At 65.1% G+C, this 23694-nt stretch carries 19 protein-coding genes, 1 tRNA gene and 1 pseudogene; 4 read left to right on the top strand and 17 right to left on the bottom strand.

Translation table 11 applies throughout. From position 1 onward, the window contains the following. The 4 genes and pseudogenes from CXY75_RS14835 to CXY75_RS14850 all read right to left on the bottom strand — a co-directional run. Positions 1-154: pseudogene (locus tag CXY75_RS14835) on the bottom strand (ISAzo13 family transposase); the annotation flags it as partial. A gap of 203 nt (positions 155-357) precedes the next feature. Continuing rightward, positions 358-576, bottom strand: coding sequence for a hypothetical protein (locus CXY75_RS14840; RefSeq protein ID WP_104083604.1), 219 nt, complete (start codon positions 574-576; stop codon positions 358-360). After that, positions 573-4352, bottom strand: coding sequence for an AAA family ATPase (locus CXY75_RS14845; protein WP_233201937.1), 3780 nt, complete (start codon positions 4350-4352; stop codon positions 573-575). Before CXY75_RS14845 ends, CXY75_RS14840 begins: the two co-directional genes overlap by 4 nt. Before the next feature lie 70 nt (positions 4353-4422). Beyond that, complete coding sequence (locus tag CXY75_RS14850; RefSeq protein ID WP_104083605.1) at positions 4423-5439, bottom strand: magnesium and cobalt transport protein CorA; 1017 nt, start codon at positions 5437-5439, stop codon at positions 4423-4425. A gap of 236 nt (positions 5440-5675) precedes the next feature. Between CXY75_RS14850 and CXY75_RS14855 the strand changes: the two genes are divergently transcribed. Beyond that, entirely contained in the window at positions 5676-6101 is a 426-nt protein-coding gene (locus CXY75_RS14855) for a 4'-phosphopantetheinyl transferase superfamily protein (RefSeq protein ID WP_158251218.1), read from the top strand. Positions 6102-6647: 546 nt separating this feature from the next. On the opposite strand, the gene CXY75_RS14860 is transcribed toward CXY75_RS14855, so the two are convergent. From CXY75_RS14860 to CXY75_RS14910, 11 genes are all read right to left on the bottom strand, one after another. Continuing rightward, the gene (locus CXY75_RS14860; protein ID WP_104083607.1) at positions 6648-7682 is read right to left on the bottom strand and encodes a hypothetical protein; all 1035 of its coding nucleotides are present in this window, start codon (positions 7680-7682) and stop codon (positions 6648-6650) included. 403 nt (positions 7683-8085) lie between these two features. Further along, a complete protein-coding gene (locus tag CXY75_RS14865) occupies positions 8086-9414 on the bottom strand; it encodes a M1 family metallopeptidase (protein ID WP_104083608.1) in 1329 nt (442 codons plus the stop codon). A 3-nt stretch (positions 9415-9417) separates the two neighbouring features. Further along, complete coding sequence (locus CXY75_RS14870; protein ID WP_104083609.1) at positions 9418-13365, bottom strand: Pls/PosA family non-ribosomal peptide synthetase; 3948 nt, start codon at positions 13363-13365, stop codon at positions 9418-9420. A 489-nt stretch (positions 13366-13854) separates the two neighbouring features. Beyond that, positions 13855-14265 (bottom strand): ester cyclase, encoded by a 411-nt coding sequence (locus CXY75_RS14880; RefSeq protein WP_104083611.1) that lies wholly within the window; start codon positions 14263-14265, stop codon positions 13855-13857. 184 nt (positions 14266-14449) lie between these two features. After that, entirely contained in the window at positions 14450-15070 is a 621-nt protein-coding gene (locus CXY75_RS14885; RefSeq protein WP_104083612.1) for an alpha/beta fold hydrolase, read from the bottom strand. An 829-nt stretch (positions 15071-15899) separates the two neighbouring features. Further along, a tRNA-Arg gene (locus tag CXY75_RS14890) sits at positions 15900-15971 on the bottom strand. Positions 15972-15997: 26 nt separating this feature from the next. Next, positions 15998-16165 carry a hypothetical protein gene (locus tag CXY75_RS21095; protein ID WP_369826734.1) on the bottom strand — a complete coding sequence of 56 codons (168 nt, stop codon included), beginning with the start codon at positions 16163-16165 and terminating at the stop codon, positions 15998-16000. Positions 16166-16168: 3 nt separating this feature from the next. Further along, complete coding sequence (locus CXY75_RS21100) at positions 16169-16285, bottom strand: VOC family protein (RefSeq protein WP_369826735.1); 117 nt, start codon at positions 16283-16285, stop codon at positions 16169-16171. Positions 16286-16295: 10 nt separating this feature from the next. Next, positions 16296-16793, bottom strand: a complete 498-nt coding sequence (locus CXY75_RS14900) for an HNH endonuclease (protein ID WP_104083613.1) — start codon at positions 16791-16793, stop codon at positions 16296-16298. Between the two features lie 321 nt (positions 16794-17114). After that, on the bottom strand, positions 17115-17783 hold the full coding sequence (locus CXY75_RS14905; RefSeq protein ID WP_233201938.1) for a C40 family peptidase: 669 nt from the start codon (positions 17781-17783) through the stop codon (positions 17115-17117). Positions 17784-18201: 418 nt separating this feature from the next. Continuing rightward, entirely contained in the window at positions 18202-18921 is a 720-nt protein-coding gene (locus CXY75_RS14910) for a metal-dependent transcriptional regulator (RefSeq protein WP_104083615.1), read from the bottom strand. Between the two features lie 132 nt (positions 18922-19053). Here CXY75_RS14910 and serC point away from each other — a divergent pair, with 132 nt between their 5' ends. Next, positions 19054-20172 carry a phosphoserine transaminase gene (gene serC / locus CXY75_RS14915; RefSeq protein ID WP_104083616.1) on the top strand — a complete coding sequence of 373 codons (1119 nt, stop codon included), beginning with the start codon at positions 19054-19056 and terminating at the stop codon, positions 20170-20172. Between the two features lie 192 nt (positions 20173-20364). Here the strand turns inward: serC and CXY75_RS14925 are convergent, their stop codons facing one another. Then, positions 20365-21045: a DUF3027 domain-containing protein gene (locus CXY75_RS14925; protein ID WP_104083618.1), complete on the bottom strand. Its 681-nt coding sequence runs from the start codon at positions 21043-21045 to the stop codon at positions 20365-20367. Then, positions 21038-21418, bottom strand: a complete 381-nt coding sequence (locus tag CXY75_RS14930) for a cold-shock protein (protein WP_104083901.1) — start codon at positions 21416-21418, stop codon at positions 21038-21040. The genes CXY75_RS14925 and CXY75_RS14930 overlap by 8 nt, the downstream gene beginning before the upstream one ends. Before the next feature lie 93 nt (positions 21419-21511). Here CXY75_RS14930 and CXY75_RS14935 point away from each other — a divergent pair, with 93 nt between their 5' ends. Together CXY75_RS14935 and CXY75_RS14940 are read left to right on the top strand one after the other, a co-directional pair. After that, positions 21512-21802: a hypothetical protein gene (locus CXY75_RS14935; protein ID WP_146069490.1), complete on the top strand. Its 291-nt coding sequence runs from the start codon at positions 21512-21514 to the stop codon at positions 21800-21802. Next, positions 21802-23682 carry a helicase-associated domain-containing protein gene (locus CXY75_RS14940; RefSeq protein WP_104083620.1) on the top strand — a complete coding sequence of 627 codons (1881 nt, stop codon included), beginning with the start codon at positions 21802-21804 and terminating at the stop codon, positions 23680-23682. The genes CXY75_RS14935 and CXY75_RS14940 overlap by 1 nt, the downstream gene beginning before the upstream one ends. Positions 23683-23694 lie beyond the last annotated feature (12 nt).

Here is a 23694-nt window from a genome sequence, read left to right on the forward strand (position 1 = left end):
CAAATCCGGCGGTGACGGTCAAACCGGTGCGGGTGGTGGTACCGGCGATGAGGTTGACGATGACTTCGTGGCTGGTCAGCGGCTGGCCACGCCAGTTCATCGAGATCTGACTGAACAGCCAGTGTTCAATCTCGTTCCACTTGGCGGTACCCGGGCCACCCCGCAACCCCGCCATGACCCAGCACCCGAGCCTCAGCCCCATCAGCAACCGTCGCTGACGCTCATCAAGATGCGGGAACAACGCGGCCCACTTCGCCGCCAACGACTCTTCGACCTCCACGACAACCGACGTCGCACAACCATGACACCCAAAACGGCATTCGCCGAGGTTATTTACTTACGAGCCTTAGTGTCGGGCTACCAGTGCGGCGGACGATCCTGCCGCAACTGTGCCTCGTTCGCGCTCGGCGCGCTGCCGGTGTGCGCGACGCCGCCCTCTTCCCGCAGTACCGGCGGGTGCGGGTTCGGGTCGGTGTCCGGTGCCGGCAGCAGTTGGGCGCGCCGGACCTTGCCCGCGGCCTTCACGATCGGTTGACGCTCGGTGCCTAGACGTGGCACCTCATCACGAGTGCTCACGCGCCCGGCCGCTTTGGCGCGATGGTGGGAGCGTCACCGGTCGAAAAGGGCCGGGCATCCGCTTGAGGAACACCGGCAATCGCGGCAACGCGCGCGGCGACGGCGTCTGGGTTGCTGAATAGTTCGAAGCTGTGCACGCGCAGGTAGTGCCAGCCGAGGCGCCGCAGCACTTCGGGGCGGAGGCGCAGCGACTCGCGCAGGCTTGCGCGGCCCACGACGGCATCCGTTTCGACAACGATCGCGCGGGTGCCGTAGGACGCGGCGAGGGCAAGTTTGCCGCGATGGCCGAGACGCACGGTAAGGCCGAGTTTTTCGAGGCGGCCGCCGAGGTCGACGAGCATGGCCTCACTCGCGTCGGGAACCTGCACCTCGTCGCGACGCGCCTCGGTCTCGCTCAGCACCTGCGACAGCGCAAGGATGCCGTGACGCTGGCGGTCCTCGTCGATATCGGCTGGTCGAAAGCAGGAGACGATGTCGAGCGCGCGGCGGGCGCGGGTCATGCCGATCGCGAGCAGCCGTTCGCCGCCGGGCTCGCCGAGCGAACCGAAGTTGGACAGCATCCGCCCGTGCGGGGTACGGCCGTAGCCGATCGAAAAAATCACTCGGTCGCGGCTCTGCGCCACGGCCTGCTCGAGGGTGAGCACGGTGAACGGTTCGCTGCGGTCTTTCAGAATGAAATCGGAGAGGTCTGTGCGCTTGGCGAACGCGGCGAGCACGGCCTGCTGCACGCGCACGGCGTGCCGCGTGCTTGCGGTGATCACCATGAGCGATTCGCGGGGGCGCTTGGATGCATGGTCGAGTACGAGATCGACGACCTTGATCACCTCAGCGTCAACGCTTTCGATGGCGCCGCTGTCGGCGTCTGGCATGCCGCGGCCACCGGCCACATAGTTAATAGTTAGGCTGCCGTGGCCGAGAAAACTCCCGGCCCAGGGCAGCGAGTCGATGCGGCCGCCGTAGAACCGGTGGTTGACTAGCTCGGCGAGGTCTTCACCGCCGGCCCGGTAGCTGCGGGTGAGCGTGAGCGTCGGCAGCAGCTCGCCGAGCCGGCCCAGCGCCGAGTCGGCGTGCAGGGCATCGACGGACACGTCAGGGGCGGCCGATACCTCACCGGAGGCGGCGATTCCGGTCTCGAACGACGACGGCGTCTGGGTGACCGGGTCGCCGAACGCCACAATCTGGCGTCCGCGTCGAATCGCGCCGACGTTTTCGGCGAGGGTCGTCGCGCCAGCATCGACGAGCAGCACGGTGTCAAAGGTGATCTGGTCGCTGATGCCGGCAATCTCATACGGCGAGGCGAGCCAGACCGGCGCGAGCACCCGGCCGAGGTGCGGGGCCACCTCGTTCAGCCGGGCCGGGGTGGCCCGGTCGGCGCGCAGCAGGCGGCGCAGCTGGTCGGCTTCCTCGGGAAAGTCGACGACACCGATCTTCCAGGTTTCGGCGAGCAGCCAGGCCAGCAGCTTGCCGGTAGTGGATGCGTGCGCCTCGTCGACGAGTTTGAAATCGGCCTCGAGGCGGTCCAGTACCGGCGTGTTCGCGTTGAGCAGGGCCCGGTCGCTCGCGAGCATAATCTCGAGCACGGATTGCCACCAGGCCAGTTCGAGCTCGACCGCCACGTTCTCTTCTGAGACGTGGCGCTGCGAGAGGTCGGTCATCAGCGGGTCGAGGTTGTGCTCGCGCAGCGTCGCCAGCAGGGCGGTGCGCTCGTGCAGATTGGCGAGCACCTCACTCTCGGCGGCGAGCCCGGAAATCATCGACACGAGCTCGCCGATTTGGCGCCCGGCGAGCACGCGCGGCGTGCCCACTGTGTTCAGCGGCACGTCGAGCAGGCCGAGGTCCTCCGAGACCCGCTGAAAAGCGACGTGCACATCGTTGATGCCAACGGGCACCTCGGGGGTGACGCCGGCTGCCGCGTAGCGTTGCCAAAGGGTGCGCTGGTTTTGAATTCGGCGCAGGCTCTCGTTCATGTCGCTGACCCGCACGCCGGGTCGCTGATATTCCTCAGCGAGCTTGCGCAACCGGCGCCGGCTGGCCGAGCTCATTTCGGAGGATTCTCGGCGCGACGACGTAGCCGCAATCAGCTCGGTCAGCGACCGGTCGTAGACACCCGGCTGAAACTTGTCGAGGGTTTCGCGAATATCGAGCAGCAGGCGCAGGTAGATGCCGAGCTCGTTGATCGTTTCGAAGGGGCGCAGTCGCGTCTGGCCGATCAGGCCGTTGGCGCGTTCCAGTAGCCGGGGCAGTTCGATCTGGTTGATGCGTTTGGCGAGCTGGTGCGAGGCGGAGGCATCCGCTGTGGAGGTGAACGAGGCGCCGTACCAGGGCGAGTCGCCGGGGCCGTAGCGAAATTCGCCCAGCACGGCGGCCTTGATCAGGGTGGTCGCCGCGGCCCCGCGAGAGTGCGCGAGCAGTTCGAGGGCGTGCCGGTCGAGGCGCGCGGTTGTCGAGGGCGGCTCGGGCAGCTGGGCGAGTCGGGCGAGTTCGCCGAGCGCGTCGAGTACGGAGACGCCGAGGGCCGAGTCGCGGCGGGTGAGCGCCGACCGGTAGTCGAGCAGCACCTTGCGCAGGCGCACCAGGGCATCATCGACGTCGCCGACCCGCGGCTGAGCGGCCTTCTCGTTGCGGGTGATCGACTGGATCAGGTCGCGGCGCAGGGTGCGCGGGGTCACGGCGATTCCGGGCAGGCCCACCTGCACCAGGCGGCCGGCGATGCCGTCAAGGCTGGAGCGCCGGGCGCTGACAACCAGCACGCGCTTGTGCTGGGCAACGAGCGAGCCGATGGTGTTCACGATGGTCTGGGTACCGCCGGTGCCCGGCAGGGTCTTTACGACGATGGAGTTGCCGGCCGCGATCTGCGCGACGACGTTCTCCTGCTCCGGGTCTGCGTCGCCCAGCAGGGTATCGGTGGCCGGTGGCCGGGCATCCTGACCGATCGGAACAACGGGGTTGTATGCGGTTTCAATGTTGCGCTTGGCCGTCAGGTTGCCGGCCACGGCGTCGAGCAGCGGATGATCGAGCTTGGATGCATCCGCTGCCAGCGCCCGGCCAACATCGGCGAACGACGAGACCACGAGGCGGGGTACGACGTTGAACCAGGGCAGGTGCGAGGTTAATCCGCGCAGGCGGTCAATGACCGGTTGTGGCTTGAATGCACCGTTGGTAACGGCGAGCGCCACAAACGCGTCGGCGTCGAGCACGATCTGAAACTGGTCATTTAGGGCGCGGGCCAGTTCGGGGTTGAGAAAGGGCGCTCCCTTGAGTTTGAGCTCGTAGTCGCGGCCATAGCGACGAATGGCGAGGGGGCGTAGCAGCACCGGGGCGCTGTAATCGACGTCTTGAAAGCGCCACTCGGCCAGGCCGATGGCGAGGTTGACCGACTCGATGCCGCGCATGGAGCGCAGCTCGATGCCCTTCTGGGTGATCTCGTTCGCGGCCAGGCGGGCGTTACGGAGCGCTAGTTCGTCGCGAATGAGGTTGGACAGCAGGGTGGTCTTACCGATGATGAACTGCGGGAGACCGCCGGGATGCGTGGCACTGAGCTCGATCCGGGTGCGAGCTTCGTCGGTGAAGTGCAGCAACGGCGAGCGACCGCCGAGTGCGGCGAGTTCGTCGCGCCAGCGCTGCCAGACCGGCTCGGCGATATTGCCAGCGACGAAGGCCGGATCGCCGAGGCTGAGGTTGTGCGGACTGGTTACGTTTTGAGGGTCGACGGGGACGACGCCCAGGTACTTGGAAAGCACGTCGTCGTCGTCTTGTTTTCTATCGAGGTGCCACACAGGAATACCCTAATTGCGAAACCATTGTTTTTGCCTGAGGCGCCCGGGGTTTCGCGTGTTTTGGCCGGGTTTACAGCCAGTTGCGGCGTTTGAACACGGCATACAGCGTGAACCCCATGCCAACCATGAGTGCGAGGGCGAAGGGATAGCCGAGGGTCCAGTGCAACTCCGGCATGTGGTCGAAGTTCATACCGTAGATGGTTCCCACCAGGGTCGGCGCGAACAGAATCGCCGCCCAGCTGGAGATTTTCTTGACCTCCTCACTCTGTGCCAGGCTGGTCTCCGACAGGTGGCGCATCTCGTCGTTCTGGGCCTGTCCCACGAGGGTGCTGTGCACGGTGAGCGCGTTTTGCAGCAGTTGCCGAAACGCATCGCCACGTTCGACGATGCGCAGGGTGTGATCGAGCACGTCGCGCAGGTGCCGATGCAGTTCCAAGTCGATGTTGTATTTGTCAAAGCCTCGTTGCATGGCCTCGAACATGCCAACGAGCGGCTGGGTGGCCCGCTGAAACTCAATCACTTCCCGCGACAGGGCGTAGATGCGCCGACTGACCTCTGGATCACCGTCAAAGAGCTGGTCCTCAATCTCATCGATATCGTTCTCCAACCCGGCAACGACCGGGGAATACTCATCGACGACCTGGTCGAGAATGGCGTACAACACGGCCTCCGGGCCGAGGCCCAGCAGGTGCGGGGTACTTTCCATGCGCTCGCGCACCTGCGCCAGGTCGGGAGACTCGGCGTGCCGAATGGTGACGACAAAGTCCGGCCCGACGAAGACGTGCAGCTCACCGAATTCGACCCGCTCCTCGTCGTCCACGTAGCGGGCGGGGCGCAGCACGATGAACAAAATATCGCCGTACCGTTCAATCTTTGCCCGTTGGTGTCCCTTGAGAGCGTCCTCAACGGCAAGATGATGCAGGCTGAACTCGGTGGCGACGGCGCGAACTTCTTCTTCGCTGGGCCGGTACAGTCCGATCCAGGCGAAGCCGTTGTTCTGCTTCAGCACCTCGAAGGTCTCGTCCAGGCTCGGCGGCGTCGCGACGCGGTGGCCGTCCACGTAGATTGCGTTGTCCACCAGCGCCATGGCATCTCCTTGTTCGATCTACCAGTGTGTCACCCGGGTACGGTTGCAGAGTGCCGCAAACGGATGTTTACCTCTTTCTGGCCCCGCGCGCGCCGCTCCCCCAGACCGACCGCGCACTGCTCACCGCCGCGCTCGCCCGGGTCTGCCCGGCCCCGGTTATTATCGAGCAGCGCTGTACGCGCTGCGGCGGTTCTTCTCACGGACGCCCCCGCGTGCTAATGCCGCCAGGTGCGTTCGTGAGTTTGAGCCGTGCCGGCGATACCGTCGCTGTCGCCGTCTCACTCTTCGGGCCGATCGGTGTCGACATCGAGAGTGTCAGCGCGGTCGGGCGCGCCGGGTTCGACGACGTCGCCTTCAATGCGGTCGAGCGCTCAGCGCTTCAGGCGGTGCATGTGGGCGAGCGCGACCGTGTCCGCGCCATGCTCTGGACCAGCAAGGAGGCGGTGCTCAAGCTTTCGGGCGAGGGGCTGACGGTGGACCCGCGGGAGCTGAGTGTCGGGTGGGACGAGGGCGGGGCATCCGTTGTGCTGACCTGGCCGAGCGCTTCCATCGATGTCAGCCAGGTGCACTTGGCTAGCTTCGACGCTGCCCCGGGCCTGGTCGGAACGGTGGCCGTTCTCGGGCCGACAGCCCCGCGGATCGAGCTGCTACCACGGGCGTAAAGCGCGGAGCTGCGGGTGCGGGGCGGTGTCGCGGATCGGGGCGGGTCCGGGGCGGTGTCACGAAGTGGCGCGGAGCGGGCGGCGCAGAGCGGGCGGCGCAGAGCGGGTGGCGCGGCGCGGAGCGGGTGGCGCGGGCCATTTTGCGACGGATGCCTGAGTTTGGCTTCTCGCCGGCATCCGTTTCACGCTGCGCGGGTCCCGCGAAACGCGTGGCGCACGAGTGTCGACCAGCCCGGAACTCCCGCGCACCGGCGCACCTCCCGCGCAGGGCATCTCAGCAACGCCCAGTGGGCCGCGTCGAACTCCCGCGCATTGGCGCAGGTCCCGCGTACTGGCACAAGTCCCGCGTTTCGCGAGCCCCCTGCGTCAAGCTAGTTGTGAGTCAGTTCATAATTAGTAGGACGCAGGGAAATGTTCATTAGTTCAGGGCTCACGACGGCGGAGATCCGCGAGTTCGTTCATGACTATCAGCTGGTGCTATTGGGGCAGAAGGGCCGTGGTCGGCCGAGCGGGCCACCGAGCTATGTAAGCTGTGCGGGCACGCTGCTACGATTTCGGGCGTTCGAGGCCGCGCAGGACGCGCTGTGGGCCCGGCTTCAATCCGAGCTCGAGCAGCCGTCGGCGCAACGGATACTGGCTCATCCCGACCGAGGCCGGCCATCGCGTGAATGCATGAACCTGGCGCCGAATGCCATCTTCTCGCAGCTTCTCGTCGTACTGCACCTGCTCGGGAGAGCGCCCGGCCAGAAATTCCGGGTTGAAATATTTATCCCGCCCGTCACACTCACCGACGCCGTCGATCTGGAGCCAGTAGAAGTCGGTCTCGCACTCCTTTCCGTCGACGGTGAACGGATGCTGCAACTCCGGCTCGGGAAATCCGCTCAGAGCTATATTCACGCGACTAGCCGACTCCGCCGGCGACCCGGAGAGGTGTGTCGCGAACTGGATGATTGCGCGGGCGCGGCGCGAACCGCGGAAGGGCAGCATCCGCTCGAGGGTCGCCAGAAGTGCATCCTTGGTGGTCAGAGTACGGGTGCGGCCGAACCGATCCTGATAGAGCGCGCGGTCTACCAATGCCACGGCGGATTTCAGATCGAGGGTCGCGGCCAGATCGACCACCGTACGCTCGATGGTCGTCACGAGTAGCCCGTCGATGGTCGTGATGTCGCGGGCATCCACGCCGAGGGCATGGCGGCGGATACCCGGATCCGAGCGTCCGCCCGTGGCTCTTTCGGTGAGTAGGTGCACGTCGCTCGGCCAGCCGATGAGCATCGGCAACCCCCAGATCACGGCGGCCGAATGGTGACAGAGCACCGCCTGACCGCGGCGGGCGAGGGCGGCACCGCGCACCCGAATCAGGTAGCGCTGATCCTCGCGCAACTGGTTCCAACGCACACTGGGGTAATACAGGCCTCGGCTCACCCGCTCCAGTAGGCCCCGAGCAATATCCCGCCGCAAGCGAAAATCGGCGCCGAAGGCGCTGGCGAGATCGGACGCCAGAATGAGGCCGTCACCGGGTTCGCCACCGGTGCTCGTGCGCGAGATGAGGCTGGAGCTGGGGTCGAGACTGGGCTGGGACATAGAGCCAGAGTGCCCGGACGACGCCTGCTGCGGGGCCGGGCACGCCCTTTTGGTGCACAACTTGGACTCACTCCTACCTGTGGAGGAGAACAGCGCGGTGCGCCACGCCGCGGCTGGAAGTCCGCCGCTCACCGTGTCGGTAGCGGGGGGGACGGATGCCCGCCGCTGGCTGACCAAAGCGGCCAGCCAGCATGGCGTCGCACGGCCCGCCCGGAACGACGCAGCCGGGCACGGCGGGCATCCGTTTCACGCTGCGCGGGCGTTGCGCCACTACGCGGGAGGCCCAACTCGCGCGCACTGGCGCAGCACCCGCGCGATGAGTTACGCGGGAGTTCGGGCCCGGCTAGAACTCCCGCTCACTGGCGCAACCCGCGCGTACGCAGCGCGTGGCGCAGCAGCGCCCCTAGAGGCTCGGCAGGGCACTCTCCTGCACCCAGCGGACCACGAAACTGCCGATGACGCGGCTGCCGGTGTGCTCGGAGAAGAACTCCACAAAGTCAGAGGTAGTGACGTGGCCGTGCCGCCGCGCCGCGGTGTAGGCGCGCAGGGCCGAGAAGAACGCCTCGTCGCCGATGGAGCGGCGAATGGCATGCAGCGCGAGGGCCCCGCGTTTGTAGACGCGGTCGTCGAACATGGCGTGCGGGCCAGGGTCGCCGACGATGATGTCGCGCGGCAAAGCCGCAACCTTGCCGCGATGCAGCGTCGCCAACACGTCGGCGGTGCGTCCGCCGCGTTGCTCCTCCCACAGCCATTCGGCGTAGCAGGCGAAGCCCTCCTGCAGCCAGATATCCTGCCAGCGGGCCACGGTCAGGCTGTTGCCGTACCACTGGTGTGCCAGCTCGTGGGCGATCAGTCGGTCGCTACCGTGCTGGCCATCAACGTGGTTGCTGCCAAACACCGCCAGGCCGTGCGCCTCGAGCGGAATCTCCAACTCATCGTCGGTCACAACAACCGAATACGACTCGAACGGGTAGGGTCCGAACCGATCGGCGAAGAAGGCGATCATCTCGGTTAGTCGGGCAAAATCGGTACCAACTCGCGCGGCGAGGTGCGCCGGAAAATACAGGCTGTGAGCGACTGGCCGGGCGGCGAGGTCGCGGCGTCGGTAGCGGCCAATCAGCACGGTCGCGAGGTAGGTCGCCATCGGCTCTCGCACATCGTAGGTCCAGCTGGTGCGTCCGGAACGGCTGGATTGAGCCGACAACACACCGTTGGACACCACGGTATAGCCGGATTCGCAACCCACGGTAATGCGAAAGGTGGCCTTGTCGCTCGGGTGGTCGTTGCACGGAAACCAGGATGCGGCCCCGCAGGGCTGGCCAGAGACGAGCACGCCGTCGTCGAGTTCTTCCCAGCCAACATCGCCCCAATGGCTGCGCACCGGATGCGGCGCCCCGCGATAACGCACCACGATCTCGAACACTGCCCCGGCTTCCACCGGAGTGGCGAGAGTGATCACGAGCTTGCGGGCACTGTGGGCGGCCTTCACGGCACGCACACCGTTCACGGTGACCTTTTCCAGACTCAACCCTGCAAAGTCGAGGCTGAAGCGGTCGAGCCGCATGAGTGCACGTGCGGTGATCATGGCCGTCGCGTTCAGCCGATTAGTGGCCACCCGATAGTCGAGCGTGAGGTCGTAGTGCTCGGCAGTGTAGCCACCATTGCCTCCGGTGGGAATGTACGGGTCACCGGCGCTAGCCGCACCAAACGTGGTCTGCAGAGTCTGTCCCATCGCTTAACTATTCCACGGCGCCTGGCGCCACGGCGCGATCGGGTTGCCGGACCAGAGCGAACCGGTCGGTACCCGCTCGCCCCGCATCACGAGCGAGCCGGGGCCAACCGTGGCACCCGCGTCAATCGCGGCCGCCGGCAAGATGACGCCGTTCGGTCCGAGCGTCGCCCCTTCGGCGAGCACGACCGAGTCGAGTTGCATGATGCGGTCGTGAAACAGGTGGGTCTGCACGACGCTGCCACGATTGACGGTGCTTCCGGCGCCGAGCCGCACGAGATCCGCTTCCGGTAGCCAGTACGTTTCGCACCAGACGCCGCGTCCCACCGTTGCACCGAGGGTACGCAACCACACGGCGAGCGCCGGAGTGCCCGATGCCTTCTCGGCGAACCACGGGCGGGCGACCATCTCCACGAAACTGTCCGAGACCTCGTTGCGCCAAATGAACGACGACCAAAGCGGATGCTCCGACGCCCGAATGCGCCCGACCAGCGTCCACTTGACCACCGTCGTGACCCCGGCGGCCACTGCCCCGGCCACCAGCATGACCACGCCAGACAGGGCGATTGCAGTGCCGAGGCCCAGCTCGAGCCAGACCAGTTCGAGCAGGGCGAGTACGAGCAGGGCGATCCACGCCGCCGTGAAGCCGGCCACGATGCGCAGCAGTTCCCACAGCGACCTGGCTATTTTCAGGCGAACGGGAGGGTGGAACGTTCGCGAGTCGTCGGCATCCGTTTGCTTGCGGCGCAGCCGAGTCGGCGGGTTGCCCAGCCAGCTCGATCCGCGCTTGGCCTTGCGTGGAATCGACGAGAGCACAGCGACAAGCCCGTTCCGCGGCACGGTGCGGCCGGGGCCTGCCATGCCGCTGTTGCCGAGAAATGCCTTGCGGCCGATCTTGGCCGGGCCGATGTGCATCCAGCCGCCGCCGAGTTCGTAGCAGGCGACCATGGTGTCGTCGGCGAGAAACGCTGCGGGAGCGATGGTCGTCAGCGAGGGCAGCAGCAGCACCGTCGACGCCTCGACGTCGGCGCCCACCTTGGCGCCGAGCAGCCGCAACCAGGTCGGTGTGAGCAGGCTCGCGTAGATCGGGAACAGCACGTTGCGCGCGCCGTCGAGGATGCGTTCGGTCATCCAGACCTGCCAGCCGATGCGGCTGCGAACCGGATAGTAGCCCTCCCGCAGGCCGATGCCGAGCGCGCGCACGAAGGCGATCACAAGCAGCGCGTAGCTGAGGCCACCGGCGATAACGGCGACCGGCATGATCAGCGCGGCCCGCAGCACGGCCATCCCGAGGCTGTCGGCGTGACCGACGGCTCCGCCGACAATCAGGGCGCCGAGCGCGAGGGCGATCGTGGGGATGGCGGTCATCGCGACGGAACCAGCCGCGAACGCGCCGAGCCAGCGGCTGGCTTTCGGCGGGCGTTCGGCTGGCCACGGGCGCCGGGCCGACCCTGCGCGATGGGCCGGGGAACCAGCCCAACGCTCCCCCGCCGGCACTCGTCCCGAAACGGCGGCGCCGGGTTCAATCTCGGCGCCGTTGCCAACGTGGGCACCGCCGAGCAGCGTGCTGCGGGAACCAATGGTCGCGTCGGCGCCAACGTGGATATGCCCGATGCGCAGCATGTCACCGTCGATCCAATGCCCGGCCAGGTCAACCTCGGGCTCAATCGACGCCTGCGCGCCGATCGACAGCAGCCCGGTCACCGGCGGTAGCGAGTGCAGGTCGACGTCTGGACCGATCTGGGCGCCGAGGGCCCTGGCATAGTAGCTGATCCAGGGTGCTCCGGCCAGACTCGTGGCATCGACCAGCAGGGCGGCCTGTTCCGCCAGCCACAGTCGCAGGTGCACCGACCCGCCGCGCGGGTAATTGCCGGGCGAAACGTTGCGCAGCAGCAGGCGGGCCAGGCCAACGGCGATGAGCATTTTTCCAGGCGGGGTGACGAACAATACAAAACCAAACGCGACCCACCACCACGACAGCGTCGGGGCGAACGACGCCCCGGCCAGGCTCAGCAGGTTGTTGGCGATGGCGAGGTAGACCAGCCAGCGGGCGCCGCCGAGCACGTGCAGCGGAATACCGAGCAGAGTTTGGGCGAGTTGGCTGCGCGCGGGAGTGGGCAGCACCTGACGCACCACGGGCGGGGTCGTCGGGGTGCGGGCGTCGAGCTCCGCGGCGAGCGCGCCGATGCGCGGGTGGTCGTAGAGGTCTGCAATAGTGGTCTCCGGGTGGCGCATGCGCACGGCCGATACGAATTGCGCAGCCGAGAGCGATCCACCGCCGTGGGCGAAGAAATCATCATCGGGCCCCGTCACCGGCACCCCTAAAATGGATGCCCACGCCTCGGCCAGCCACGCGGCCGTCGGTGACAGCGTCCCGGCCTCGTCGCTCGACAGGGCAAGTGGCCACGGTAGCGCTGCCCGGTCGACCTTGCCAGAGGTGCGAGTCGGCAGCGCGTCGACAACGGCGAGCAGTGGCACGAGCGCGGCTGGTAGTTCCTCACGCAGTCTTTTAATCGCGGCGTTCCGGTCAAACGGCGCGGTCGGGTTGGTCAGGGCGATGTAGCCGACGAGAACGTGGTTGCCGGCCGGGGTGGTCTGCACCACGGCGGCACCGGCGGCCACTGTCTCAAGAGCGGCTAGGGCGGCATCCACTTCACCGAGCTCGATGCGACGGCCGCCAAGTTTTACCTGGTCGTCGGCGCGGCCGGCAAACACCAGGCCGGCCGTTTCGAAGCGCACGAGGTCGCCGCTGCGGTAGGCGCGGTGCCAGCCAAGTTGCGGGTGTGGGGCGTATTTCTCGGCGTCTTTGGCGGCATCGAGGTAGCGGGCCAGGCCGACGCCGCCAATGATGAGCTCGCCGGTTTCCCCCTCAGCGACGCGTCGGCCGGCGGAGTCGACGACGGCGAGGTCCCAGCCGTCGAGGGGCAGGCCGATGCGCATTTCGCCGATGCCGTCGACGAGCGCGCCGCAGGCAACGACGGTCGCTTCGGTCGGGCCGTAGGTGTTCCACACTTCGCGGCTGGGCGTGGCGATGCGGGCGACCAGTTCGGGCGGGCAGGCCTCACCGCCGAAGATAAGCAGGCGCACGGCTTCGAGCGATTCCTCCGGCCAGAGCGCTGCGAGGGTCGGCACGGTCGAGACGATGGTGATGCCGTGGGTGATCAGCCACGGGCCGAGGTCGGCGCCGCTGCGCACGAGAGCGCGCGGGGCCGGCACCAGGCAGGCGCCATTGCGCCAGGCCAGCCACATCTCTTCGCAGCTCGCGTCGAAAGCTACGGAGAGGCCAGCGAGCACCCGGTCACTGGTTCCGATCGGGTCGCCCTGCAGAAACAGTACGGCCTCGGCGTCGACGAATGCCGCAGCCGAGCGGTGCGTCACGGCGACGCCCTTGGGCACGCCGGTCGAGCCGGAGGTGAAGATGATCCAGGCGTCGTCGTCGGGGGTGGCGATACTATTGGGCGGAAAGACCAGGGCCGGGTCCTCGTGCGAGGGCACGGGTCGAGCCTGCAGTGTTTGCACGTCAAGCCCGTCGCGCGGCGCAAACACGCTGTTCTCGCCGATGACCCCGACCACGTGGGCCTCGGTGAAAACCAGCCGGGCACGCTCCTCCGGGTCGTCTGCATCGACCGGTACGTAGGCGGCACCCACCAGCAGGGTGGCCAGAATCGACACGTACAGGTCGCGGGTGCCAGATGGAATGCGAATTCCCACGTTGTCGCCGCGTCGCACGCCGGCCCCGCTCAGGGCGTTCGCTTGGGCGTGCACCCGCTCCAGGAGGCCGTGGTAACTGATCGCGCCGGCCGCATCCTCCAGTGCCACAGCATCCGGATGCTGCGCCGCCGTTTCCGCAAGAATGTCGGCGAGGGTCCGGGCCGGCTTGGCCCGGTGGCCCGCCGCCAGCACACCTTGTTCGTGCCTGCTTTTTCCGGATGGACTGTGCTGGTGCTCGCTCACACGACTCCTCGATCAGGTCGTGACCATGTACGCCGCGAAATAACCAGTCTAGAACTCCCGGGCGACACGAAGGTGAACACGCGCCGCCGCGCAGAGCTTCACAGACTTCCGCGAGACGGGTAAATGGTTGCCTCACGTAGTGCCAAAGCAACCATTCACCCGCTCGCGCGGAAGTGGCACGGGTGGTGCCCCTGGAGGAATTCGAACCCCATCCGTTTCCTTAGCAGGAATACCCCGGTGAGCTCTCGTTCGAGAAATGAACGCTCCTGCACCTCGAGGCCCACATCGCGACCAAGATCGCGGCGCTCCTCGACCGACATAGTGAACATTCTCTCTTGTAAGGTGTCCACACAACGGGGTCAGGGCTACACCAGTACAGCCCTGTCTGCGTGTCACCTGCACGATCAAGCCCGTCTTGCGTCGTAAATCATGCTCGAATAAGCGCCTTCGGCCCGACCCCTTCTGATTGGGAACGCCAGTTGTCGCCGGTTACGGTGCCAGGCCGAGTTGTTCGAGCATGCCCTGTTGGTCGCTGCTGCCCCACCGCTCGACAAGTTTCCCGTTTTCGAACCGGCTAATTTGCATGCCGCGAACAGACATCGTTTTCCCGGTGGCGGAGTGGCCCATGAGGGGGCCTTGGTGGGTGCCCGTGAGGGTATATGCGAATGCGACGTCAGTGTCATTTGCGACGAGACGCTCGACTGCGATGTGCAGGTCGGGGAAAGCGGCAATCATCTCGCCGAAGAACGCTTTGTAGCCTGCGGGGCCCGGGCCTTGCCCAGGGGCAGGATCGTTGTCAACTGCATCTTCGGCCACGAGGTCGTCGAGAAGGTCGAGTTCTCCGCTGTTCACGGCGTCACCGAACTTCTGCTGTGCGGAAATATTCGCTTCTTGACTCATGTGCGTACTCTCTTCTCAGGATTTACCGTGGATGATTTAGGGGGGAGCCTACGCCACCATTGGCCGACAGGCTCCCCTCGACGACGTTGTTATTTGTGGAATAATTTTTGCAGCCAGTCGTTGAGGGGCTTGAGCGCCGAAGGCGCATAAGCGTGACCGTATGCCCAAAGGTGGGCAACATAACCTAATCGACACTCGCAGCGCCGGTGGAAAGAGACGCTTGAGCAGGACCAGCCGGCACAGGGAACAAAGCGTCGCTTCCTCCGGCGATAATCAGAACAGGAACGTCGATCGATGGAACATTCACCAGGTCGACGGCCACAGCCGCCGCGAACGACGCGGTGTCGCCACACGGATCAATGGTCAGTAACTGCACTGCAGCACTCTGCACGGCTGGCTCGACGCTATCGAATAGGGCCGCCGCAGCTCCTTCTGGTGGCCCGAAAGGCGCATATCCAGCTAGGCCGGCGCCGCCGATGACACGCAGGCCGCCGCTCGCGCACACCTGTGCGGCATAGGCGGCATTATCTTTGCGAAGCTGCGATTGCACACGATCGGCATAGCCGATGACAATCAATCCGTCGATGTCGCCAAACGAGTTCGCCGCGACCTGAGCGATCTGGTGGGCAATATCAGCGCGAGATCCCACACAAATGCTGTTTTCCTCGGGTTTATCACTGCTGCCGCATCCGAGTCGGTCACTGACAACCGATACCTGACCGGCCTTCGCCTGATTGGCGGCGAAGTCGTAATTTTGTGCTTGGGCGAAGTTCCAAAAAAACTCCCCCAAGCTCAGGCCGTGCAAATAAAAAGTCGCGCCGTTTACCGTTTCTCGCTGTACCTCCGGTGTGGGGCCGACGGTGTGACCGCGGACGGTTTAAGTTTTCCCATCACTAGCGCAGGCCACCAGTGAACGATTGACGTTCTCAACCTCGAAAGAGACCGGCAGGCTGGTGACAGAATCAGCGTTCATGCTGGAGCCAGTTTAATTGGCAGCCGCAGCCGCAGCGGACGTCGGTCACGCTGCCGCGTTGAATACGCTCGTTGTTCCAAGAAGAAGCGCCACCACTGCGACGACTGCCAGCCCCGATCTGCTCGGACGAACTCGTTTTTAAACGGATGAATCGAATCGTGACACGCTGTGCTCCAAACGAAAGTGACATAGTCCCAGGCACCGTGACGTAGCGCGTGGGGTGGGGCCATCTTGAGGGAAAGGCACGCCCGGCAACGAGATCGTGTGCAGGGCACGGGGCCGATATTTGTGTAAATCGGCGAACGGGAAGGCACTGATCGCCAGCGTGACCCTGATGGGGGCACCGGCAAGAGATGCTCGAGGAATCACCAATGTGGCATGACGCGCAGCGGGGACTTCACGCTGCGCCTAGAAGTCGATCGCAAAACGATTCTTGAAATCCGCACCGGATCATCGCCGACCACTCAGATAGGGCCGACTTGATCGATCACGTTCGAAGTCAAGCCACGATATGTCTGCGACATCGCCGGTCAACTCAGTGGCCACGCTTCCTTGGTACCGATCCCGGAGATCCCGCTCTCTAACGACGCGCTCGTGCCAGATCAACCGGGATCGGTCGGAATTTAGTCAAATTTTTCCGGCCGGTCCCCTTTGTTTTACGTGCCCCTGGAGGGATTCGAACCCCCAACCGTTTCCTTAGGACGGAACTGCTCTTCCGTTGAGCTACAGAGGCTGGCTCGGCAAGTTTAGCCGGTTGCGTCAACCCGTTCGATCAACCCGGGCGCTCCGATCATCGTCGACGGCGAATTGGGTGAACGGGATACCGTCGGCGACCAGGGTATCCTTGAACGGCTTCGCGGCGGGGTGACCACTGGGTTTTAGCAAAAGCTCGGTGCCCTCAGGATTTTCTGGGGACACAACGGTCAACCATCAGTCCTCGCCGCCCATTGGCACGTCGTGCTTTTTCACGAAACCCAGAACGTCGGTGTAGAACCGCAGGGCCTTCTCCTGGTCGTCGACGAGCACGCTCGTAATGTTGAGTCGCATGACCAAAAGCTTAGGCGGCGGGTGCCAGATAGGCGTCCCACTCCTCCAGGGGCCGTTCGACGCCGCGCACGACCCAGGTCGTGCCCTGCGGCATCCGTGGGGTGAAGCGCAGTTCCCAGCCCATCTCGGCCGGGGTGTGGTCACTCTTGAGGTTGTTGCAGCGCAGGCAGCACGCTGCGAGGTTGTCCCAGGTATCACGACCGCCCCGCGAGCGTGGCAGCACGTGGTCGATCGTGGACGCCGACTTGCCGCAGTAGCAGCAGCGATGGTCGTCGCGCCGCAAGACCCCGCGGCGACTCACCGGCACGAGGCGTGACATGGGAATACGCACGTACCGCGTGAGCAAAATGACGCTCGGACGATCCCAAGAGCCCGATGACGCGAAAACGGGGTGGCCCTGATCGGACTGCACGATCGTGGCCTTCTGGTTCATCACCAGAATGAGCGCTCGTTTAAACGAGACAACGGCGAGGGGCTCATAGCCCGCATTGAGTACCAGTGTGCGCATGCGCTCCCTTTCGAAGGAGGCTGGACGGCTTCCAGCCATTCGAACTACGTCTAATGCGCGAAGGAAACGAGCGTGCCAAAGCGAAAAAGTGTACAAAAAAAGGCGCCGTCACAATGACAACGCCTTCTCGCTCAGACAACTATGCCGAAAGCACTCGCGACCGCGCACATCCATGGTGTGGATTGTGCGTCGCTCATGCATGGCTCTCCTGTAGGACCTTTAACTACATCAGGGCACCAGGTTAACGCACAAATGGCGCATCAGGTGAACCTGTATGCGCCATTAGAGCGAGCTGTTACCTACTGTTCACCACGGGAACGATTAGATGCCGATCCGCACGATGTAGTAATCGCTGGTCCAGATGGGCTGGATCCGCACGGACTGGCCGGTGTACGGCGCGTGCAGAATGTTTCCGTTGCCCGCGTAGAAGCCGTCGTGGCCGTCCATGATCACGAGGTCGCCTGGCACGGCGTCTTCAATCGAGATCTTTGTTCCGGCAGCGCCTTGGCCGACCGAGGAGTGCGGCAGACTGATGCCGAACTGCGCGTAGACATACATGATGAAGCCGGAGCAGTCAAAACCGGCCGGGGTAGCGCCGCCATAGACGTACGGCACGCCCTGATATTGCGAGGCCACACTGAAAACTGATGCGAGATCAAAATCCGGGTAGGTCGGGTTCGCCAGGAAGTCGGCAACGCTCGGTCCGGAGTAGCTCGCGGCATACGACGTCATCTGGGCGGCAACTTCAACGCGGCGGGTTTCCGCAGCGGCAGCCGCAACGGCGGCGGCAAGTTCTTCGGGGGTGGTGGCGGTGAATCCTTCGCGAGCTACGCTCACTGTGGCGGCCTGGGGGTCAACCTCAACAGCCTGCGCCTCGGCCTTGGACAGCTCTGTGCTTTCACTGGCCGTAAACGATGCGGCATCCGATCCGGGGGCGAATGCATAGGCGGGGAGGGCCATCGTGGCGACCATGCCGGTAGCCAGGGTCATGACCACGATGTTACCGACACGGCCACGGCGTTTCTTCGGTGCCGTGCGCGGCAGGGCCCGGTGGGAGTGTGCCGACGATTCCACTTTTTCCAGGGAATCAGATGTTCGGCTCAGCCCGCGTTTGGACCTTCTCATGCCTAATGCAGCCAAAGTTTCAACCTCCGGCGCCTCGACAACACTAGGTTGTTGTCCCGTCCACTTCGCTAATCGCGGGTGTGTGCCTGATTAAGAGACGGGGCATGCAGGCGTCTTAACCAGAGTCCTTCGACCTTTTATGGTCTGTGGGACATCCCCGAGGCTACAAGAATCAAACCCATTTGTCACCCCGAGCGAGTACTTTTCTAACGAATTGGTAACGGACGAGCGCTCGGGTCGTGACGACTGGCTCGAAGTCGCGGAAACGCGCATCCGCTTATTGTCAGTGAACGACCGGCGCGTAGCCGATGGGCGTTGTCACGAAAAGATGGCTCGCAACCTCATTGGGCAGCTCCAGGCCGGCTCCGAAACCTTCGACCTGCACTAGAACGTATGACCCGGCTGCCGAGAAGACTCCGGTCGCACCGGGCATCACGCCGCTCTGTTTGAGCTGCAGCAGCAGCTCAGGGTCGAACTGCACCGGCTCACCCAGACGACGGATGACTGCGGTCACCGGTGCAGGCGAGCTCGCCACCACCGACACCACGTTGGTCACCCCCGCCATGAACGCGACGGCCGGGGATTCGCCGAACTCGTCGAGTCCCGGAATCGGGTTGCCGTATGGCGATTCGGTGGGATGCCCGAGCATTTCCAAAATTTTGCGTTCGACCTGCTCGCTCATGACGTGTTCCCAACGGCAGGCTTCGTCGTGCACGAACTCCCACTCGAGGCCGATCACGTCGCTGAGTAGGCGCTCGGCCAGGCGGTGCTTGCGCATCACGTGTACGGCCTTGATCCGCCCGATGGGGGTCAGTTCGAGGTGCCGGTCACCGGACACGATGACGAGCCCGTCACGTTCCATGCGGGCGACGGTCTGCGAGACCGTTGGACCGGAGTGACCGAGCCGCTCGGAGATGCGCGCCCGCAACGGCACAATCTGCTCCTCCTCGAGATCGAGGATGGTGCGGAGATACATTTCGGTGGTGTCGATCAGATCACTCATCCGCAGCCCTTCGTTCGGCTCGTGCGCGCAGCTTTCATGGGTACCTGAAAGTTGCCTCGTTGGCGGCCTCGGCAGTGGCCCGCACAGCGTTACAAGCCTACCCGCCGCATGGCAGGCAACTAGAATCGCCACATGGCCGACCTACTAATACCCACCGATCTGCTTCCCCTCGACGGACGATTCGGCTGCGGCCCCTCGAAAATTCGGCGGGAACAGCTCGACCACCTACTCGGATTCGGAACGGGGGTGCTCGGCACCTCACACCGCCAGGCTCCCGTCAAAGACCTGGTCGGCCGCGTGCGCGCTGGCCTCGGCGAACTGTTTCGCATCCCCGACGGCTATGAGGTCGTACTCGGAAACGGCGGCTCAACCGCATTCTGGGACGCCGCAGCTTTCTCCCTCATCGACAAGCGCGCGCAGAACCTCGTCTTCGGCGAATTCGGCGGCAAGTTCGCCAAGGCTGCTGCTGCCCCGTGGCTCGAGGCCCCCGACGTGATCACGGCCGACACCGGCTCTCGCAGCGACTTCGTCGTGCGCGCCGGCATCGATGTCTACGCCTGGCCCCAGAACGAGACATCGACCGGCGTCATGGCCCCGGTCACCCGCGTCGCCGGCGATGACGGCGCCCTCACCGTCATCGACGCCACGAGCGCAGCGGCCGGAATCGACTTTGATGCCAGCCAAGCGGATGTCTATTACTTCGCCCCGCAGAAAAACCTCGCCTCCGACGGCGGTCTGTGGATCGCGCTGTTCTCCCCCGCAGCGATTGAACGCGTCGAACGCATCGCGGCGAGCGGCCGGTACATTCCCGAGTTTCTCAGCCTCAAGAACGCCGTGGACAACTCGCGCCTGAACCAGACGCTGAACACCCCGGCCCTCAGCACGCTGCTGCTGATGGAAAACCAGATCGATTGGATCAACCAGAGCGGCGGACTGGCCTGGGCGTCCGCGCGAACCCAGGCGTCGTCATCCGTTCTCTATGACTGGGCTGCCAGCGTCGACTACGCGACCCCGTTCGTGGCCGACCCGGCCCACCGCTCCCAGGTCGTCGTGACGATCGATTTCACTGACGCCATCGATGCATCTGCCATCAGCAAGACGCTGCGCGCCAACGGCATTCTCGACACCGAGCCCTACCGCAAACTCGGCCGCAACCAGCTGCGCATCGCGACCTTCACCGCGATCGACCCGGAAGACGTCAAGAAGCTCGTCTCCTCGATCGAGCACGTCGTCGGGCACCTCGGAAACTAGCTCGTTCGCGTCAAAAACGGCAACGGGAAGGATCGGGCCATGCGTCTCTGGTTGAAAGACAGCGAGCGCCGGCCCGATCCGCTGCCGGCCCGAACGGATGCCCGCACGGCCCTGCTCGTTGGCACCCTGCTCTGGCTGATCGCGCTCGCCGTCGCACTCTACATTGAGGTAACGGCACCGGGCGCGGCCGACTCAGGGGCGGCGGGCGCGCCGGGAGCGGGTTGGTGGCTGTGGTGCGCTGTAATCGGCGTCGGCCTCGGCCTCATCGGCCTCGCCTGGGTTCAACTCCGCCGCCGCTAGCGCCTCATCAAAGTCGATGCCGTCCAGGGCATCGAGCGAGTCATCGACGTCGTCATCGGCATCGTCATCCGAAGTCTCGTCGGCGTCATCCTCCGAGTCATCGTCATCCGAGTCGTCGTCCTCCGCGTCATCATCATCGTCATCGTCGGACTCCTCGTCGGCCGATGCATCGGCATCCGCTGCCACGTCCTCGTCGGTCAGACGATCCGACCAGGGCACCCACTCGGGTGCGAGCAGGGAGTCATCGCCGGGGGTGAGCTCGGTTTCGAGCACGGTCGGCTCGGTTTCCCGGTCAACCCGCGCGAGACTGACCGTCCAACGCCAGCCCGGATACCCGGTCATCAGGCAGTCGAACAACAGAGACACCACGAGTTCGCCTTCATCGATGTGTCCGATGACGTCCCCGATGGTATCCGCGGTGGTGATTTCGAGGAGCGCAGCGCGTGCCAGATCAACGGCCGCGAGCAGGGTAGCGTCGGTCTGCTGCTGCTGCTGGTCGGTCGCCGCAAGATCAGTCACCGGAAGATCGGTCGCTTCAGCGTAGGTCGGCTCAGCGTCGGTAGGCTCAGGCATCCAGCTCCTCGGCAACCTTGCGCAGCATGGCCGCGATCTTCTTGCTGTGGCTCGATTCGGGATACCGACCGCGTTTGAGGTTCGTGCCAATGCCGTCGAGCAACTTCACCAGGTCTTCGACGATGATCGCCATGTCGTCGGCCGGCTTGCGGTTGAACTTGGCCAGGCTCGGCGGCGCTTCGATCACGCGCACCGAGAGCGCCTGGGCGCCGCGCTTGCCGTCGGCGATACCGAATTCCAGTTTCGCGCCGGCCTTGACCGTAACGCCGGATGGCAGGGCGGAAGCGTGAAGAAAGACCTCGTGACCGTCATCGGACGTGATGAAGCCAAAGCCTTTTTCCTCGTCGTAAAACTTGACCTTGCCGGTGGGCATCTGAACCTCACTGAGTTTTGGGCGCACACAAGTGCGCAGGGTGTGATCCCAGCATATTCGGTTGCAGCCACCGCGTGCCCGTATCCTTAGCCTGTGACCAATCAAACTCCACAACCTGTTAGCCGGTTAGCTGCTAGTCGGCTGGAACGTGTTCTCGCTTACATGGTTGCGAGCGTGGTCGGCCTCTCGATCCTCTCGTTCATCGCGGTGATCGCAGCCACGGCGATGGGCGTTGGCGACAACGACGGATTCAGCCGCGGCATCTGGCCGCCGATCTTCATCCTGCCGCTGTACGGCCTGCCGGTCGGGTTTGCGCTCATCATCGCCCTCATGGTCACGGTGGGAGTTCGCCGCAGTCGCCAAGCCAGACGAGACCGCGAGTAATGCTGGGTCTCGCGTCACGACTCCGCGCCCTGTCCGACGCCGATCTGCGGCACGTCATCGGGGTACGCGGCGTCAGCGCGAGCGGCATCCGCGACTTCTTTGATCTGGCCGAGGCGCTACTGACCCCGAGCAATATTCAGATCGCTCTGAGCCACCTCGACCGTTCTACCCTCGCCGTACTGGCAGTGGCCGGCGAACTGACCGGCACCGATTCCATCCCCACCCTTGACGCCGTTGCCGCCCGGCTTTCCGTCCTCGGTTCAACTCAGGTCGTGGCCGCAGACGTCGCCACCCGGGCTCACGCACTCGACGCCCTTCTCCTCGCCGTCGTCATAGACGGATGCTGCGTTCCCTACGACGCCGTGTCCGCCCACCTCAGGACATGGCCGACACAGGACCTGCCGGGAGCAGTCGACCTGGCCGCAACCATCTCACCGGCAGCCCTGACCACCGTCGCCGATGCGGAGATTCCCTTCATCGACCAACTCGCAGCTGAGCGCGCGTTTTCGGTCGTCTCGTCCATCGCGGAACTGGTCAACGAACTCAGCCGCGAGCCGGCCCGCGAGCTCAGCCGCGGCGGACTCGGTCTGCCGGACACGAAACGCCTGGCCGCCATCATGACGGTTGAGCTTGAGCTCGTCGCCTCCATCATGTCCGTGGCCAAACAGGCCGACCTCGTCGCCCGTGACGGAGGCCACTGGATGGAAACCGAGGCCGGTGAAGCCTGGCTGCTCGAGGGCACCACCACCCGGTGGGCCGCCCTGGCCGCAGCGTGGCAGGCCGCCCTGCCACCCATTGTGGCCGATATGTTGCCGCAGCAATCCGGTGGGTCGTGGGGAGATGGCCTGTCCGGCTTCATCGCCTGGCACTACCCGGCTGGCGGCGAATGGATGCAGGACCAGCTGACCAACTTCGCGCGCGACGCCGAGCTGCTGGGCATCACCGCCCGCAACACCACCAGTAGTGCCGGTGCGCGCGTGCTGCGCGGCGACCTCGAGGCCGCCGCGGACACCATGGGCACCATGCTCCCGGCCGAGGTGGGCGCGGTCTATCTCCAACACGATCTCTCCATGGTGTCCCCCGGCCCGCTCGCGCCGTCGATCGACGCCCGCCTGCGCGGGATGGCCGACGTGGAGAGCCGGGAACTGGCGTCGAGTTATCGCATCACGGCGGCATCCGTTAACCGTGCCCTAGCTGCCGGCGAAAACGCTGCCTCCCTGCTCGCTTTTCTCGCCTCGATCTCGCTGACCGGCATTCCGCAGCCGGTCGATTATCTGATCAATGAATCGGCCTCCCGCTACGGTCGGGTGCGGGTCGGCAGTCTCGCCGGGGGCCCCCGCCCGGTCGGCGAGGGCTCCGAATTTCAGAGCTACGTGTCGTCCGCCGATGCCGCGTTGCTCGGCACGATCGCCGTCGATCAGACGCTCGCCGCGCTCGCACTCGTGCGCGCAGACACCGGAGATCACCTACTCAGCCGATTCGGCGGTGACGCCGTGTTTTGGGCGCTCAGCGACGCGCGCTATCCCGTCGCCGCTGAAAACGAAATCGGCGAGATCGTCCACCTGCGTCGGCACCAGATCGCTAGCCACACGGTGGTTGTGCCGGCTGACCCGGCCGGCGCGCTCGTCGACAAGCTCCGGGCCGGCGCCGACAGCGGCGTTTCCGTAGCGGATGCCTGGCTCGCCCGCCAGCTCGACACCGCGATCAAGGCCAAACAGGCGATCTTGGTGAGCATCGCAATGCCCGGCGGTTCCGTCGTGGATTATCTACTTGAACCGGCCAGCGTCAGTAACGGCCGGTTCCGCGCCCGCGACCGCCGGGCCGACATTGAACGCACGCTGCCCCTGAAAAGCATCCGCAGCATCACCCCGGTCCCCTGACCCGCCCAGTTC

The organism is Cryobacterium sp. Y11 (assembly GCF_002929535.1).
GTDB lineage: Bacteria > Actinomycetota > Actinomycetes > Actinomycetales > Microbacteriaceae > Cryobacterium.

Bases quoted from the DNA above. Each gene is read 5' to 3' on its own strand.
- CXY75_RS14880 (WP_104083611.1), bottom strand. From the start codon at position 14,265: ATGAGTCAAGAAGCGAATATTTCCGCACAGCAGAAGTTCGGTGACGCC.
- CXY75_RS14850 (WP_104083605.1), bottom strand. From the start codon at position 5,439: ATGGCGCTGGTGGACAACGCAATCTACGTGGACGGCCACCGCGTCGCG.
- CXY75_RS14940 (WP_104083620.1), top strand. From the start codon at position 21,802: ATGCTGGGTCTCGCGTCACGACTCCGCGCCCTGTCCGACGCCGATCTG.
- CXY75_RS14860 (WP_104083607.1), bottom strand. From the start codon at position 7,682: ATGTCCCAGCCCAGTCTCGACCCCAGCTCCAGCCTCATCTCGCGCACG.
- CXY75_RS14905 (WP_233201938.1), bottom strand. From the start codon at position 17,783: ATGACCCTGGCTACCGGCATGGTCGCCACGATGGCCCTCCCCGCCTAT.
- CXY75_RS14925 (WP_104083618.1), bottom strand. From the start codon at position 21,045: ATGCCTGAGCCTACCGACGCTGAGCCGACCTACGCTGAAGCGACCGAT.
- serC (WP_104083616.1), top strand. From the start codon at position 19,054: ATGGCCGACCTACTAATACCCACCGATCTGCTTCCCCTCGACGGACGA.
- CXY75_RS21100 (WP_369826735.1), bottom strand. From the start codon at position 16,285: ATGCGACTCAACATTACGAGCGTGCTCGTCGACGACCAGGAGAAGGCC.
- CXY75_RS14930 (WP_104083901.1), bottom strand. From the start codon at position 21,418: ATGCCCACCGGCAAGGTCAAGTTTTACGACGAGGAAAAAGGCTTTGGC.
- CXY75_RS14865 (WP_104083608.1), bottom strand. From the start codon at position 9,414: ATGGGACAGACTCTGCAGACCACGTTTGGTGCGGCTAGCGCCGGTGAC.
- CXY75_RS14900 (WP_104083613.1), bottom strand. From the start codon at position 16,793: ATGCGCACACTGGTACTCAATGCGGGCTATGAGCCCCTCGCCGTTGTC.
- CXY75_RS14910 (WP_104083615.1), bottom strand. From the start codon at position 18,921: ATGAGTGATCTGATCGACACCACCGAAATGTATCTCCGCACCATCCTC.